This window comes from Moraxella haemolytica (assembly GCF_030177935.1).
GTDB lineage: Bacteria > Pseudomonadota > Gammaproteobacteria > Pseudomonadales > Moraxellaceae > Moraxella > Moraxella haemolytica.
Genome location: NZ_CP089974.1, coordinates 237,397 through 251,552 on the forward strand (window position 1 = coordinate 237,397; position 14,156 = coordinate 251,552).

Consider the following 14,156-nt stretch of genomic DNA (forward strand, 5'->3'; position numbering starts at 1 on the left):
GTCTGTATCGAGCCATGTCTATTTGGTAAATTTATCCCATGTTGGATAAAAAGGATACACCATGACATACAGTGCATTTCATGAAAATCAAGCCAAACTTGCTCGTGGCGAAACCGTTACCATGAGTGGTGGCGAGTTACTTGTACAAGCCTTGGTAGATGAAGGCGTAACACACATTTTTGGCTACCCTGGCGGGGCGGTACTGCATATCTACGATGCCCTGTTTAAGCAAGATAGAATTGAGCATATCCTAGTTCGCCATGAGCAGGCAGCAGGACATATGGCTGATGCCTATAGTCGTGTAACAGGGCGTACTGGTGTTGTGCTTGCCACATCAGGACCTGGTGTAACCAATACCGTTACCGCTATTGCCACTGCCTTTATGGATAGTATTCCGATGGTTGTTTTGGCAGGACAAGTGCCAAGCACGCTGATTGGTGATGATGCTTTCCAAGAGTGTGATATGGTTGGCATTTCTCGCCCTATTGTCAAGCACAGCTTTGTGGTGAGAGACCCAAAAGACATTCCTGCCATCATCAAAAAAGCCTTTTATCTTGCAAGCTCTGGTAGGCCCGGACCTGTGGTTGTTGATATCCCTAAAGACATGACCAATCCTGCCGATAAGTTTGATTACTTCATGCCAGAGTCGGTCAATCTGCGTTCTTATCAGCCCAACCTTAAAGGTCATGCCGGTCAAATCAAAAAGGCGGTGGATTTACTGCTATCTGCCAAACGCCCTATACTGTATTCAGGGGGTGGTGTGGTTCAAGGTGGTGCTTCTGATGAGCTTCGTGAGTTTGCCAATCTATTAAAACTACCTGTAACCAGCACCTTGATGGGGCTTGGGGCATATCCTGCCACGAGCGAGCAGTTCGTTGGTATGTTGGGTATGCACGGCACCTATGAAGCCAATATGACCATGCATCATGCTGATGTTATTGTGGCGGTAGGGGCAAGATTTGATGACCGTGTTACCAATAATGTCAAAAAATTCTGCCCAAATGCGACCATTATCCATATTGACATTGACCCAACTTCTATCTCAAAAACCATTACCGCTCATATCCCTATTGTCGGTGATGTCAAGCCTGTCTTGACAGAGATGGTGAATGTCATCAAATCAAGCGACAGACGCCTTGATGAGCACGCTCTGAATGATTGGTGGAAGCAGATTGGTGAATGGCGTAAGCGTCATGGACTGCGTTATGGTGCTGACACAGACGCACCCATTCACGCCATCATGCCGCAGCGTGTGGTTGAGACGCTTTATAAACTGACAGACGGCAAGGCAATCATTACATCTGATGTTGGTCAGCATCAGATGTTCACCGCTCTTTATTATAAATATGACGAGCCACGCCAATGGCTAAACTCTGGTGGACTTGGCACGATGGGCGTGGGCTTGCCTTATGCGATGGCGGCCAAACTTGCCCGCCCCGAAAAGACGGTGGTGTGTATCACAGGCGAAGGCTCAATCCAGATGAATATCCAAGAGCTGTCCACCTGTTTGCAGTACAATCTGCCTGTTAAGATTTTGAATTTAAATAATGCTCAGCTTGGCATGGTAAAACAGTGGCAAGATATGCTCTATGAGGCTCGCCATGCCCAAAGCTATATGCAATCGTTGCCTGATTTTGTCAAACTTGCCGAAAGTTATGGGCATAAAGGCGTCAAAATCACCAATCCTGCAACGATGGAAGCCGAGCTAAAAGCAGCCTTAGAGATGGACGGCTTGGTGTTCATTGATGTCTATGTGGATAAGGCAGAGCATGTCTATCCAATGCAAGTGGCAGGACAATCCATGCGTGATATGTGGTTATCAAAAGGGGAGCGTACCTAATGGCACAAGTACAAAAACATCTGATTTCTGTGTTGATGGAAAACGAAGCAGGCTCGCTGTCTCGTGTGGTTGGGCTATTTAGCCAGCGCGGTTATAACATTGATACGCTCAATGTGGCGGCGACCGAAGACCCTACGCTATCACGACTAACCTTGACCACGATTACCACCGCTGATAAGATTGAGCAGATTACCAAACAACTGCACAAACTCATTGAAGTCGTCAAAGTCCAAAACCTATCTGAGGTCTCTGGTGGTAATCAGATTGAGCGTGAGCTGATGCTCATCAAAGTGCGAGCGACTGGGGCATACCGTGAAGAGGTGTATCGCACGGTGGATATATTCCGAGCCCAAATCGTGGATGTGTCCGCAAACCTTTATACCATTCTTATCACAGGCGATGCAGGCAAGTTGGACGGCTTTATTGAAGTTGTTGGGCGTGATAAAATCCTAGAAGTAGTACGCTCTGGCGTGATTGGCATTGCACGAGGCGAGCGGACTTTAAGCCTATAATGCCAAAAGTTGTCTAAAAGGTCGTGCCATCATCTCCAAGACCAATCGGCAGGTTGTTTTAGATGTACCGAACACATTGGCTGATGCTTAAAGATAAGCTTTGAGTGAATGGTAAGTATGGCTTGGTATGCTTTTTAGACCATCATCGAAATTTATTATACAACATTAACCCAACGCCATTTATGGCAATTTTTAAGGAAACTCGTATGAGCTTAAATATCTATTATGACAAAGATTGTGATTTGTCTATCATTCAAGGCAAAAAAGTTGCCATCATCGGTTATGGCTCGCAAGGTCATGCCCACGCCCTAAACCTAAAAGACAGTGGCGTTGATGTTACTGTGGGTTTGCGTGCAGGCTCTGCGTCTTGGAAAAAGGCTGAGAACACTGGTCTAAAAGTTGCCGAAACTGCCGAAGCGGTCGCTGGTGCTGATGTGGTGATGATTTTGACCCCTGATGAATTTCAGCGTCAGCTTTATAAAGAAGTGATTGAGCCAAATATCAAACAAGGTGCAACGCTTGCTTTTGCTCATGGTTTTGCCATTCACTATAACCAAGTGGAACCTCGTGCCGACCTTGATGTGATTATGGTTGCACCAAAAGCTCCTGGTCATACCGTGCGTTCTGAGTTCGTCAAAGGCGGCGGCATTCCTGATTTGATCGCTATCTGGCGTGATGTATCAGGTCAAGCCAAACAAGTGGCGTTGTCTTATGCCTCTGGCGTGGGTGGCGGTCGCTCTGGCATCATTGAAACCACCTTTAAAGATGAGACTGAGACCGACCTATTCGGTGAGCAAGCCGTTCTGTGTGGCGGTGCGGTTGAGCTTGTCAAAATGGGCTTTGAGACTCTAGTGGAAGCAGGATATGCTCCAGAGATGGCGTATTTTGAGTGCTTGCATGAACTAAAACTGATTGTGGATTTGATGTATGAAGGCGGTATTGCTGACATGAACTACTCAATCTCTAACAATGCAGAATATGGCGAGTATGTAACAGGTGTAGAGGTCATCAATGACCAATCTCGTGAAGCCATGCGTCATGCGTTGAAGCGTATCCAATCTGGCGAATACGCCAAGATGTTTATCGCTGAAGGTCAACTAAACTATCCATCAATGACCGCTCGCCGCCGTAACACTGCCGAGCATGAAATTGAAAAAACAGGTGCCAAATTGCGTGCGATGATGCCTTGGATTGGCGGTAATAAAATCATTGATAAAGAGAAAAATTAATCTTTTTTGATTGATTGACAAAACAGCTGTCCTTTAAGACGGCTGTTTTGTTTTGGTTTTTTTGATTAAAAATTCTATGTGCTGTGTTAAATTTTAATAAAATTCATGTAAAATAATGGCTTTTTGGGTGTAAATGTATGAGTAAAGGGGTGTGCGGTGTTGGTAAGTTTTGAGCAGATGTTTGTCATGGCAAGTGCTGTTGTGGCGGTGTTGGTGTGGATTGAATCAAGCTGGACCTTAAAAAATGCAGGCAAACTTCCTGAAGTGAGTGCGTTTGCTATCATCAGTCTGATCAGCTCAGCATGGTTTGTGGCATCTGGCTTGGCGTTGTTTTTCTTGGAGCTGGACAACCTGCAAATGAGCGTGGCGGCTGTTTATGGTCTGTACTGTGTGGCAGGCTGGTTTTATAGCGCCAAACTCATCTCGGCAACGAATATTGATGACCCTAGGGATTTGGTTATTCCTGAAAAGTATCTTAATTTTAGCCGTTCATTTGCATTGGTTTTTTTGGCGTTGTGCATCTTTGTGCTTTTGGTGCCAAAACTGCCCATTGTCACCGCCTTTGGTTACAAATAAATATGCAATCGGTAAAAATAATCCCCAATTTCCCCGCAGAATCTGCTATAATTAAACTTGACTTCGGTCGTGGTATTTATGTATCTTTGTTTTTACCAAACGCTTAGGCGAGTGTTAAAACGACTTTGAAACTTGCGGACAAGTGGGTTTTAGGGCGTATTTGAACCATCTGTGAACTTGTTGAACTTAGTGATAGCTTGATTTATTGTATTGGTTGAGTAAGCGTCTTTCTACATTTAGGCTTATTTTGCAGTTTTGGCAACATAAATATTTATTTTCGGTAATTTTGCCATTTTCAATCATATATAGGAAAGTTCTCATGTCAAACAAAGTTCAAGGCACAGTAAAGTGGTTCAATGAAGCCAAAGGTTTTGGTTTTATTGCCCAAGACAATGGCGGTCAAGATGTTTTCGCTCATTACAGTGCTATTGTAGACAGCGGTTTTAAAACCCTAGCTGAAGGTCAAAAAGTTGCTTTCATTCTAGGCGAAGGCAAAAAAGGTCTACAAGCTGAAGAGATTAAAAAACTTTAATCTTATAAAGTAATCTTTATAAAACACCCAAATATTTTTTGGGTGTTTTTTTATGGACATTGTTTGCGAGTGATTTTTGGTATGGAGATTTTATGTGTTGGTATTGCTTGATGGCTATGGGACGGCTTTAGGTGCTAAGATGTATTTGGGGCTATCTTGGCGATTGGTGCTTTAAGAGATGATGGCGTAAGAGACAATAAGACAAGAAATAATAAGATAAAAATCTTGGTGCGTCATTTATGAATCATGACCGCCCATTCACACGAACAATTTGACCAAAAATTATAAATTTTAGATAATCTGTCATGGCACAAAGCTAATAAATGTGATATATTCTTAGCAGTTATCATTTCTTAAACGACTAAAAACGGAGTGAACCATGAAGGTATTAGTTGCTGTAAAGCGTGTGGTTGACCACAATGTGAAAGTACGAGTTAAGGCAGATGAATCAGGTGTGGAATTGACCAATGCCAAGATGAGCATTAACCCATTTTGTGAAATCGCCATTGAAGAGGCGGTGCGCCTAAAAGAAAAAGGCATTGCAACAGAAATCATCGCCGTGTCTATTGGGGCAACTCAATCTCAAGAACAGCTTCGCTCGGCATTGGCACTGGGTGCAGATCGTGGCATATTGGTTGAGACTGATGCCAAGACCTATCCGCTACAAGTCGCCAAAATCCTAAAAGGTGTGGCGGAGTCTGAAGGTGCAAGCATCATTTTGTTGGGCAAACAAGCCATTGATGATGACAACAATCAAACAGGTCAAATGCTGTCGGCACTTATGAATGCTTCCCAAGGTACTTTTGCTTCAGAGGTGGTGGTGAATGGCGATAAAGTAACGGTAACTCGTGAGATTGATGGCGGATTGCAGACGGTTGAGCTGTCTTTGCCTGCCATCATCACAACTGACCTGCGTCTAAACGAACCTCGTTTCCCAAAACTGCCAAACATCATGGCGGCCAAGAAAAAATCTTTGGATATCAAAACGCCTGCTGACTTTGGGGTGGATATGAGTTCAAAATTAAGCACTCTAAAAGTAGTAGCTCCTGCTGAGCGTAGTGCAGGCGTGAAGGTAGCGAGTGTTGATGAGCTGATTGATAAACTTAAAAATGAAGCCAAAGTCATCTAAGATGGTGTATGATTATCACAAAGTCGGTCAAAAAAGGATAAAAATATGAGTATATTAGTCTATGCTGAACACGATAATAATGAACTAAAATCTGCAACCTTATCAGCTATCACGGCAGCTGGTCAAATTGATGCTGATGTGCATGTTTTGGTGGCAGGTGCAAACGCACAAGCTGTCGCTGATGCCGCCACTCAAGTGGCAGGCGTGAGCAAGGTGCTTTTGGCGGACAACCCTGCTTTTACTCATCAACTGGCTGAGAACATTGCACCATTGGTGGTAGAGCTATCAGGTATGTATAGCCACATCATCGCCCCTGCAACCACAACAGGCAAAAACTTTTTGCCACGCACGGCAGCCCTTTTAGATGTCAGCATGGTATCAGACATCACGGCGGTCATTGATGCCAAAACCTTTGAACGCCCAATTTATGCAGGCAATGCCATCGCGACTGTACGAAGTGAAGAAGAGAAGATTGTCCTAACTGTGCGTACAACTGCCTTTGATGCCGCTGCTACCACTGGCGGTAGTGCAAGCATTGAGAATGTCGGTGTTGGCAATGATGCAGGCAAATCGCTATTCATTAAAGAAGAGCTTGCCAAATCCGACCGACCAGAGTTAACCTCGGCAGATATCGTGGTATCTGGTGGTCGTGCCTTAGCAAGTGGTGAGAACTTTACCAAATATATCGAGCCACTGGCGGATAAATTGGGTGCGGCAGTGGGTGCAAGCCGTGCAGCAGTAGATGCAGGATTTGTACCAAACGATCTACAGGTTGGTCAAACAGGCAAAATCGTTGCACCCAATCTATACATCGCTGCAGGTATCTCAGGTGCGATTCAGCACTTGGCAGGCATGAAAGACTCTAAGGTCATCGTGGCGATTAATAATGATCCAGAAGCACCGATTGCTCAAGTAGCGGATTATTTCTTGGAAGCTGATATTTTTACTGCACTGCCAGAGCTGACTGAGAAGCTATAAACCGAGAAGTTACAATAAGCTAAAAATGCTAAGCCATTAAGATGCTAGATCATCAATATGGCACGCATGAATCAGTAACAAAAATCCCTATCTTGGATGATGGGGATTTTTTTGGTTAGTCGTTAGGTATGGTCAAAAATACTAATTCTGGACGATTAAAGATTCTGGGGATAAAGCGTGTGGATTTTGTGGCAAGTCCACGACTGACGATGAACTGGCTGTGTTGGCTGTAAGATTGGCTGTTGTCAAAGTGATATTCACCGCCTGCGTATTTTGGAAACAAGCCTTGATTTGGGGCGAATAAGCCATTTAGCACATAAGGAATGCGCCATTGACCACCGTGTGCATGACCGCTAACGATAAAATCAAAGGGGTACTGTAGATAGCTATCAATATATTCAGGGCGATGAGCGAGTAGGATATTGATGTTGCTTGGATTGGCAGACTGTCCAACCGTGCGTAAGTCTTGATGAAATTTTTCTATCAGAACAGGGTCTGATACGCCATGAATGCGTAAATTACTGGCTTTGCCATCAATCGGCACAACCGCACTTTCACCGTGTAGAATCTTAATGCCGTAGCGTTGGATTTTTTGTTCTATCTTGGCATACTCGCTAGCTGGCAGATATAGCTCGTGATTGCCATTGACATAGTACACATTCGGTGTGATGGCGGTGAGCTGACTAAGCAGAGTATCGGTGTGCGTTTGTGGCATTTGATCATCATAAATATCGCCACCCAATAAAATCATCTCAGGGCGTCTGTCTTTTAGTGGTTTAATCAACTCAATCTGCCCATCGCCATAAAAATTACCATGTAAGTCGGTGATGATGGCGACGGTGATGCTCTGATCATCTGGCGTGCCTTGATGAGCGTGGTATTCTTTGATGATGAGTCTATCATCGATGGCGATGAGTGTGATGACGGCTAAGATAACAAAGCTCATCAGTAATCTTGGGGTTAGTCTGTATTTCATGATGTTTTATGATGAGATGGGTGGCTTGGCAAACTGACGCTGACGCAGTATCTCATACAGGCATACACTGCCTGCTACGCCGACATTTAGGCTTTCTTGTCCGTATTGGGGTAGGGTGAGAGGGGTGGCACTCTCTAGTAGTAGCCTGTCCACGCCAGAACCTTCATGCCCCATGATTAGTGCCAACGGCTGGGTCAAGTCTTTATGGTAGATCAGTCCATCTGCGTGCGAGGTCGTGGCGTATAATGGCACTTTGACGAACTCAAAAATCTCATCAATACTCACATTGTCATAGATATCTAAGCTAAAATTCGCCCCCATACCGGCCCTAAGCGTCTTAGGATTATAGGTGTGGGCTGTGCCTGTGGTGCAGATTACAGTATCAAAACCTGTGGCACTGGCTGTTCTAAGTAGTGTGCCTAGATTGCCTGTGTCTTGAATGCCATTGATGATCAAACAGTCTTTGATTATCTTTTGGTGTAGTGTCAAATTTGGTATCGTGATGACCGCCATGATTGGCAAGCACTCGCCTAGCGTGCGGATGTTTTTATATAGAGTGTCGCTGATGATGACAGGCTGTTTATTGAGTCTGCTTATCAAATCTTGGATTTCGGCATTTGCCAAACCGCTTTCGCTGATGATTGTGGTGATGGGTGTTTTATTTGCTTTTAGGTAAGCGTCTAATAAATGCACTCCTTCAATGACCGTTTGAGCTAATTTTTTGCGTTTTTTTGGGTCGGTGAGTAGGGCGTGGGCGGTTTTGATTAGGGGGTTGTCTTTACTTGTGATTAAGTTCATTGTGATGACCGTTTTTGAAAAAATAAAAACCGACAAATTGATGGTTTTTATTTGTATGAAGTTGATTGCAATTATGCAGGCTCACCATTTGCCAAAATTCCTGCCTGATCGTGTAGTGCCTTGACATACGACACTTCTTCTTTTGCACCCAGTACCACAGGGATACGCTGATGGATACTGGTAGGCGTGATGTCCATGATACGCTGTACACCATCTCTACTGGCACCGCCTGCTTGTTCTATGATGAAGCTCATGGGGTTGGCTTCGTACATGAGACGAAGTTTGCCAGCTTTGCCGGCAATCTTGGTATCAAATGGATACATAAATACCCCGCCACGCATCAAGATGCGATGCACATCGGCAATCATCGCTGCCACCCAACGCATATTATAATCTTTGTTGCGTACACCTGCATCGCCTTGAGTTAGCTCTTCAATGTACTGTGCAATGGGCGGTAGCCAATATCGGCGATTAGAAGCGTTGATGGCGTATTCGGCGGTATGTACGCTGATTTGGACATCATCGTTAATGAGTATGTAGCTTTGGGTGGCAGGGTCTAGGCTAAACATCGCCACACCTGACCCAAAAGTTACTGCTAGCATGGTGGAAGTGCCATAGATAAAGTAGCCAGAGGCGACTTGGTGTTTGCCTGCTTGTAAAAAGTCTGTCTCTACTGCTTGTTGTCCTTGATTATGATAAGGCAAGATAGAAAAAATCGTACCAACAGTCATGTTGATATCAATATTGCTTGAGCCATCTAGCGGATCAAAAGCGACTAGTAGTGTGCCACCAGCATTGGCAGGGCTAATCTCGTCAAGCTCTTCACTTGCCACACCTGCACAGTTGGGGTTGGCAAGTAAGGCATCGAGCAGTAGATCGTTAGAGATGACATCAAGTTTTTTTTGGGTTTCGCCCTGCACATTCATGGCATCTGCTTCGCCATGAATACCCGCCAATGCCCCTTTATCAAGCAGGTGGCTGATGGCGATACTGGCTTTAGCAAGCGTAGTCATGGTGCTAGCAATCGCTGAAGTGGTGTGGGTTTCTAGGTATTGGGCAAGGGTGGCCATGTAGTGTCCTTTATATAGATACATCAGTATAAATGCTCACAAGCATTCGCTTATGAAAGACTGGATATTTGTTATGTTTAGGGTTGGTCTTAGTTGGACAATCAGGTTGTTTGAATGTGATTATTTTAACATGATTTGGCAGGCTTTGGCTAATGTTTCAAGGTTTTTATCCAGTCAGTCAAGCCAAACACGGATACCAATTAGGCAAGGATAAAAACTAAGCTAAAAAACTAAGCCTTGTTAGTCAAGCAATCTAGTTCTTAGTCTTAGTTTTGCGACCTAATCTTTAATGTGCCATCTAAGATTGTAAGGTGTGGTTCATGGGTGTGGTTTATTGATGTGCAATCATTTTAAGTTTTTGCTAAATGTATAATAACATCTTGTTGGTTGTAAAGATAAAAGACAAATGGACTGTGTTCTAGATGTTAGTCTAGCCAAAGACCTATAAGTGGTAATCTGTGAGAAGTGCCACACTATGTGAGCCGATAAGTACTTGGAGAGACGCCATAGTGTGCCTTAAATGCACGATTAAAATGTGTCTGTGAGCCAAAACCTGTCTCAATGGCAATTTGCAAGACCGACTGCTGATTGGTACGCAAAAGCTTTGCGGCATATTCAAGACGCATGGTTTTGACAAAGGTATGTGGTGCTACTCCCAATGTTTTTTGAAATAGCCTAACGAGTGTTGAGCGAGATAAATGCAATTGTTCGCACATTGCAGATATACTAAAATCATCGTCAGGTTTGCTAGCAATCTTTGCAATCAATTCTGATAATCTAGGATGCTGATATGCCCTTAATACACCGCCTAGTTTTTCGGCAGGCAAGGCACGCAAAACATATACGAGTATTGACTGAGCTAAATTATCAACCAAAAACGCATTACCCATTTGCTTGGGATTTTGAGATTCGTCAATCATCAATGCTACTAACGGATGTAGCGTTTGTTCATTTAAAGTTACAATAAAAAAATCTGGCAGGCTTGCCAATAAGGTACTGTGCTTATCTGCATAAAAGTTTAAGCAAAGCATTGTACAATCGGTCTGATTGCTAATTTGATTGACCAAAAACGCCCCTGACATACTTTGAATGGCACAAGTGGTATCAACCAAACGATGCGTACCAGTATTGACATTTTGTATGCAGTGGTTTATTCCACAAAATAAGGCGATATCACCAGCTTTTAAGATATAAGTTTTGTTTTTTACCACAAGCTGTACTGTGCCTTTGGTTACGATGTGTAGCATGGTTTGCCCTGCTGTGGGCTGTTGTTCTATTTGCCACTCACCCCCCAAACGACAATCTATATGTACGCCTGCATGAAGTTGTGCCAGCGTTAATAAGCTATCTAACATAAACCTTCCTAATGAATTAATTGTACTATTTTTTGAAACAAAAAGATAAGTACAACAAATAAATATCTTTATAATAGCACCATCGCAACGCAATTATACTTTAATATTGCGACCAATCAAAAACTAATTTTTAATAAAGGAGACTGCCCATGTCTTTTGCTGACTGGAAACACATCACCAACCACACCAAACAATCTTTTGGCAAACTGGGTAAAACCAACCCAAAAATGCTAGAAGCCTATCAGGTTTTAGATAGTGCAGCTGCCGCTGAAGCTCTGGACGAAAAAACTCGTGAGCTCATCGCAATCGCTGTTGCCATAACCACTCGTTGTGAAAGCTGTATTGGTGTACACGCTCAAAAAGCTCTAGCTGCAGGAGCAACTGATTCGGAAATTGCAGGGGCATTGGCAACAGCCATCTCATTGAATGCAGGTGCTGCTTATGCTTATTCACTGCGAGCCTTAGAAGCGATAGAATCCCACAAATAAGATGTCTTGTCATTGATTGTTTTCTATCAACATTGTTTAATTTAAAAAGTAGTTATTTTAGAGGTAGTCATGCAAAATACAGACATCAACCAATCGCAATTACCAGATGATGGAGCAAAAATTGATCAAAACCGCCGTGATGCGTTGGGTTTTGGTACAGTCGCAATGGCAGCTGGTGTGATGGGTGCATTGGGTATTGGTGGTCATGCTCACGCCAAAACAGCTGCGACAATAGTGGCCGACCCTTATGCTGAACCAAAGCAGTATGGGCTAGAGCGATCTGGTATGACCATCAATCCTAAGCGAGTAGCTTTGGTGGTTGTGGACCCACAAAATGATTTTTTGAGCCCAAATGGTGTCATGTGGGAAGTCTTAAAAGACAGTATCCAACAAAACAACACCGTAGAAAATATTGAAGCTCTGTTTCAGGCTGCAAAAAAGGTTGATATGCCTGTCTTTGTTTCGCCACACTACTATTACCCCACCGACCATCAGTGGCAGTTTATGGCACCGGGCGAAAATTTTATGCACACAACCAATATGTTTGCTCGCAAAGGTGCTTATACCATGGAAGGTTTTGAAGGTTCTGGTGCTGATTTTGTTGAGCGCTATAAAAAATATATCTATGACGGCAAAACTGTCATCGCATCGCCACACAAAATTTTTGGTCCAGAGACTAATGATGTGGTGTTGCAATTACGCAAGCATAAAATTGACCAAGTCATTTTGGCGGGCATGGCAGCAAATTTATGCATTGAATCGCATTTGCGTGAACTTGTAGAGCAGGGTTTTGAGGTCGCTGTTGTTAAAGATGCTACCGCAGGACCACGCATTCCTGAAGGTGATGGTTATTTGGCGGCATTAATTAATTATCGTATTATTGCCAACGACCTTTGGACAACCAAAGAAGCTGTTGCCAAAATGGGTGCATGATATTCTTTTATCAAAAACGCACAAATCTTTTTGTGCGTTTTTGTTTTTGGGTTATTGGCTAATAAAGAGAAGTGTATGCACACCAATCATGGGTTTTTTGATAAGTTATTGCTACCACCTATCGCTTTTTTTGGCATACCAATGGGTCTAGGGGCGTTAAGTATTGCGTGGTATCGTGCCGAAAATGTATTTTTGGTTAGTCATTATGTTAGCGCTGCATTAGGTTTGGGGGCGTTTGCCATTTGGCTGTTTTTATTCATTTTATATGTTTGCAAAGCAGTTTCTTCTCCCAAGCATTTTTTGGGTGAATTGCATTATTCAGCACGATTGTCATTGCCAGTGCTGATACTAATTGGTGCAATGGTTGTGGGTGAAATTTGGGTTTTATGGGGATATGTTAATATTGGTCAAGCGTTTATTGTTGCTTCAATTCTACTACAGCTAAGCTACAATGTTTGGCAGATTGGCTCTTTATGGCGTGGCGATACATTTACTCAAAATACCACACTGCCACATTTTTATTTGCCCACCATTGCAGGTAATTTTATTAGTGCTAACGCATTAGCATTACTGGGTTACAAGGATTTGGCATTGCTATTTTTTGGTGCAGGTATGTTTGCATGGATGATGTTTGAGCCTGTGCTATTGCAACATATTCGCACTCAAAGTGTTGTGAAAGAATTGCGTGCTACTTTTGGTATTATTTTGGCCCCTGCTTTTGTAGGAGCAAGTGCCTACATATCGGTGGTGGGCACGGTAGATATTTTTGTAAAAATGTTGTTTGGTTACGGTATTTTGCAGTTGTTGTTTTTGTTGCGATTATTACCATGGATTGCTAAAGGAGGTGTAGGACCAAGTTTTTGGAGTTTTTCATTTGGTTTGGCATCTATGGCTAATGTCTCGGTATTGCTTTATCAGCACCAAAGTTTGTATTTTCTTGATATGGTATTATTTGCATTTGCCAATATGGTTATATTAATACTGATGGGAATTAGCATCAGGGCGTATCGGTAATTTATAAAAAAAGGTCTGTAAATTTGACCGGTAAATCTGGTAATCTGGTAATCTTGTGCTTGTGGTGTTTTTATGGTCGTTGGGGTGTTTTATAGCTTCTTTTAATAAAGTTGTGGCGATTTAACATTGATAAGTTTCAACCAGTATATCCTAATGGTTTTTGGTTTTGAAGCGTGCGTGTACTGATGGTAAATTGGTTGGTGGGTTCTTGATAGGGATTATTAAGTTGTGCTAATGTCGTTTGTTGGTGGCTTTGCGAGTATGCCATAGAGCGAGTATGCCATAGAGCGAGTATGCCATAGACCTGATGGTGTGTTTTTTTGGTATATAAAAAAGAGCCTAAAATTAGGCTCTTTTTTATAGAGAAAAGAGAGATTATTTCTTTTCTGCAGCATCAGCAGCGTCTTTTGCAGCGTCAGCAGCCTCTTGTGCATTTTCAGCAGTAGCTTCAGCTTGTTCGCCAGCACCAGCTTGTGCATTAGCGGCAGCAGTAGCAGCGGTTTCAGCAGCTTGTTCTGCAGTAGCAGCAGCTTCTTGTGCAGCAGCGTCAGCAGGAGCTTCAGCAGCGGCTTCTTGTGCTTCTACAGCAGCTTCTTGTGCAGCAGCGGCAGCGTCAGCAGCTTCTTCAGCAGGCTTTGAGCAAGCAGTTAGAGCTAGAGAAGCGATAAGAGCAGTTAGAGCTAGTTTAGTTTTCATGGTAGTCTCCATAGATTAAGTGAGTTGGCA

15 protein-coding genes are annotated in these 14,156 nt (G+C 43.3%); 10 read left to right on the forward strand and 5 right to left on the reverse strand.

Annotated elements, in window-relative coordinates; all coding sequences use genetic code 11:
* Positions 1-61: 61 nt before the first annotated feature.
* From LU276_RS01025 to LU276_RS01055, 7 genes are all read left to right on the forward strand, one after another.
* A complete protein-coding gene (locus LU276_RS01025; RefSeq protein ID WP_284673855.1) occupies positions 62-1,840 on the forward strand; it encodes an acetolactate synthase 3 large subunit in 1,779 nt (592 codons plus the stop codon).
* Positions 1,840-2,352, forward strand: a complete 513-nt coding sequence (gene ilvN / locus LU276_RS01030; RefSeq protein WP_284673856.1) for an acetolactate synthase small subunit — start codon at positions 1,840-1,842, stop codon at positions 2,350-2,352. Before LU276_RS01025 ends, ilvN begins: the two co-directional genes overlap by 1 nt.
* A 206-nt stretch (positions 2,353-2,558) precedes the next feature.
* Entirely contained in the window at positions 2,559-3,581 is a 1,023-nt protein-coding gene (ilvC, locus tag LU276_RS01035; RefSeq protein ID WP_284673857.1) for a ketol-acid reductoisomerase, read from the forward strand.
* Between the two features lie 156 nt (positions 3,582-3,737).
* Positions 3,738-4,157, forward strand: coding sequence for a hypothetical protein (locus LU276_RS01040; RefSeq protein WP_284673858.1), 420 nt, complete (start codon positions 3,738-3,740; stop codon positions 4,155-4,157).
* 319 nt (positions 4,158-4,476) lie between these two features.
* Entirely contained in the window at positions 4,477-4,689 is a 213-nt protein-coding gene (locus tag LU276_RS01045) for a cold-shock protein (protein WP_284673859.1), read from the forward strand.
* 379 nt (positions 4,690-5,068) lie between these two features.
* Positions 5,069-5,818, forward strand: a complete 750-nt coding sequence (locus tag LU276_RS01050; protein ID WP_284673860.1) for an electron transfer flavoprotein subunit beta/FixA family protein — start codon at positions 5,069-5,071, stop codon at positions 5,816-5,818.
* Between the two features lie 45 nt (positions 5,819-5,863).
* Positions 5,864-6,796, forward strand: coding sequence for an FAD-binding protein (locus LU276_RS01055; protein ID WP_284673861.1), 933 nt, complete (start codon positions 5,864-5,866; stop codon positions 6,794-6,796).
* Positions 6,797-6,911: 115 nt separating this feature from the next.
* Here the strand turns inward: LU276_RS01055 and LU276_RS01060 are convergent, their stop codons facing one another.
* The 4 genes from LU276_RS01060 to LU276_RS01075 form a co-directional block, all read right to left on the reverse strand.
* A complete protein-coding gene (locus tag LU276_RS01060; RefSeq protein WP_284673862.1) occupies positions 6,912-7,772 on the reverse strand; it encodes a metallophosphoesterase in 861 nt (286 codons plus the stop codon).
* 6 nt (positions 7,773-7,778) lie between these two features.
* Positions 7,779-8,570 (reverse strand): TrmH family RNA methyltransferase, encoded by a 792-nt coding sequence (locus tag LU276_RS01065; protein WP_284673863.1) that lies wholly within the window; start codon positions 8,568-8,570, stop codon positions 7,779-7,781.
* A gap of 71 nt (positions 8,571-8,641) precedes the next feature.
* Entirely contained in the window at positions 8,642-9,640 is a 999-nt protein-coding gene (locus tag LU276_RS01070; RefSeq protein WP_284673864.1) for a class 1 fructose-bisphosphatase, read from the reverse strand.
* 473 nt (positions 9,641-10,113) lie between these two features.
* On the reverse strand, positions 10,114-10,995 hold the full coding sequence (locus LU276_RS01075; RefSeq protein ID WP_284673865.1) for an AraC family transcriptional regulator: 882 nt from the start codon (positions 10,993-10,995) through the stop codon (positions 10,114-10,116).
* Between the two features lie 149 nt (positions 10,996-11,144).
* Here LU276_RS01075 and LU276_RS01080 point away from each other — a divergent pair, with 149 nt between their 5' ends.
* The 3 genes from LU276_RS01080 (at position 11,145) to LU276_RS01090 (ending at position 13,430) form a co-directional block, all read left to right on the forward strand.
* The gene (locus LU276_RS01080) at positions 11,145-11,483 is read left to right on the forward strand and encodes a carboxymuconolactone decarboxylase family protein (RefSeq protein WP_284673866.1); all 339 of its coding nucleotides are present in this window, start codon (positions 11,145-11,147) and stop codon (positions 11,481-11,483) included.
* 69 nt (positions 11,484-11,552) lie between these two features.
* Positions 11,553-12,416, forward strand: a complete 864-nt coding sequence (locus LU276_RS01085; RefSeq protein ID WP_284673867.1) for a cysteine hydrolase family protein — start codon at positions 11,553-11,555, stop codon at positions 12,414-12,416.
* 75 nt (positions 12,417-12,491) lie between these two features.
* A complete protein-coding gene (locus LU276_RS01090; protein ID WP_284673868.1) occupies positions 12,492-13,430 on the forward strand; it encodes an SLAC1 family transporter in 939 nt (312 codons plus the stop codon).
* A gap of 375 nt (positions 13,431-13,805) precedes the next feature.
* Here LU276_RS01090 and LU276_RS01095 read toward each other — a convergent pair whose 3' ends face one another.
* Entirely contained in the window at positions 13,806-14,126 is a 321-nt protein-coding gene (locus LU276_RS01095; protein WP_284673869.1) for a hypothetical protein, read from the reverse strand.
* Positions 14,127-14,156: the final 30 nt, after the last annotated feature.

Coding starts and splice junctions, on each gene's coding strand:
- LU276_RS01025 (WP_284673855.1), top strand. CDS start 62: ATGACATACAGTGCATTTCATGAAAATCAAGCCAAACTTGCTCGTGGC.
- LU276_RS01085 (WP_284673867.1), top strand. CDS start 11,553: ATGCAAAATACAGACATCAACCAATCGCAATTACCAGATGATGGAGCA.
- LU276_RS01065 (WP_284673863.1), bottom strand. CDS start 8,570: ATGAACTTAATCACAAGTAAAGACAACCCCCTAATCAAAACCGCCCAC.
- LU276_RS01060 (WP_284673862.1), bottom strand. CDS start 7,772: ATGAAATACAGACTAACCCCAAGATTACTGATGAGCTTTGTTATCTTA.
- LU276_RS01055 (WP_284673861.1), top strand. CDS start 5,864: ATGAGTATATTAGTCTATGCTGAACACGATAATAATGAACTAAAATCT.
- LU276_RS01080 (WP_284673866.1), top strand. CDS start 11,145: ATGTCTTTTGCTGACTGGAAACACATCACCAACCACACCAAACAATCT.
- LU276_RS01090 (WP_284673868.1), top strand. CDS start 12,492: ATGCACACCAATCATGGGTTTTTTGATAAGTTATTGCTACCACCTATC.
- ilvC (WP_284673857.1), top strand. CDS start 2,559: ATGAGCTTAAATATCTATTATGACAAAGATTGTGATTTGTCTATCATT.
- LU276_RS01095 (WP_284673869.1), bottom strand. CDS start 14,126: ATGAAAACTAAACTAGCTCTAACTGCTCTTATCGCTTCTCTAGCTCTA.
- LU276_RS01050 (WP_284673860.1), top strand. CDS start 5,069: ATGAAGGTATTAGTTGCTGTAAAGCGTGTGGTTGACCACAATGTGAAA.
- ilvN (WP_284673856.1), top strand. CDS start 1,840: ATGGCACAAGTACAAAAACATCTGATTTCTGTGTTGATGGAAAACGAA.
- LU276_RS01045 (WP_284673859.1), top strand. CDS start 4,477: ATGTCAAACAAAGTTCAAGGCACAGTAAAGTGGTTCAATGAAGCCAAA.
- LU276_RS01070 (WP_284673864.1), bottom strand. CDS start 9,640: ATGGCCACCCTTGCCCAATACCTAGAAACCCACACCACTTCAGCGATT.
- LU276_RS01075 (WP_284673865.1), bottom strand. CDS start 10,995: ATGTTAGATAGCTTATTAACGCTGGCACAACTTCATGCAGGCGTACAT.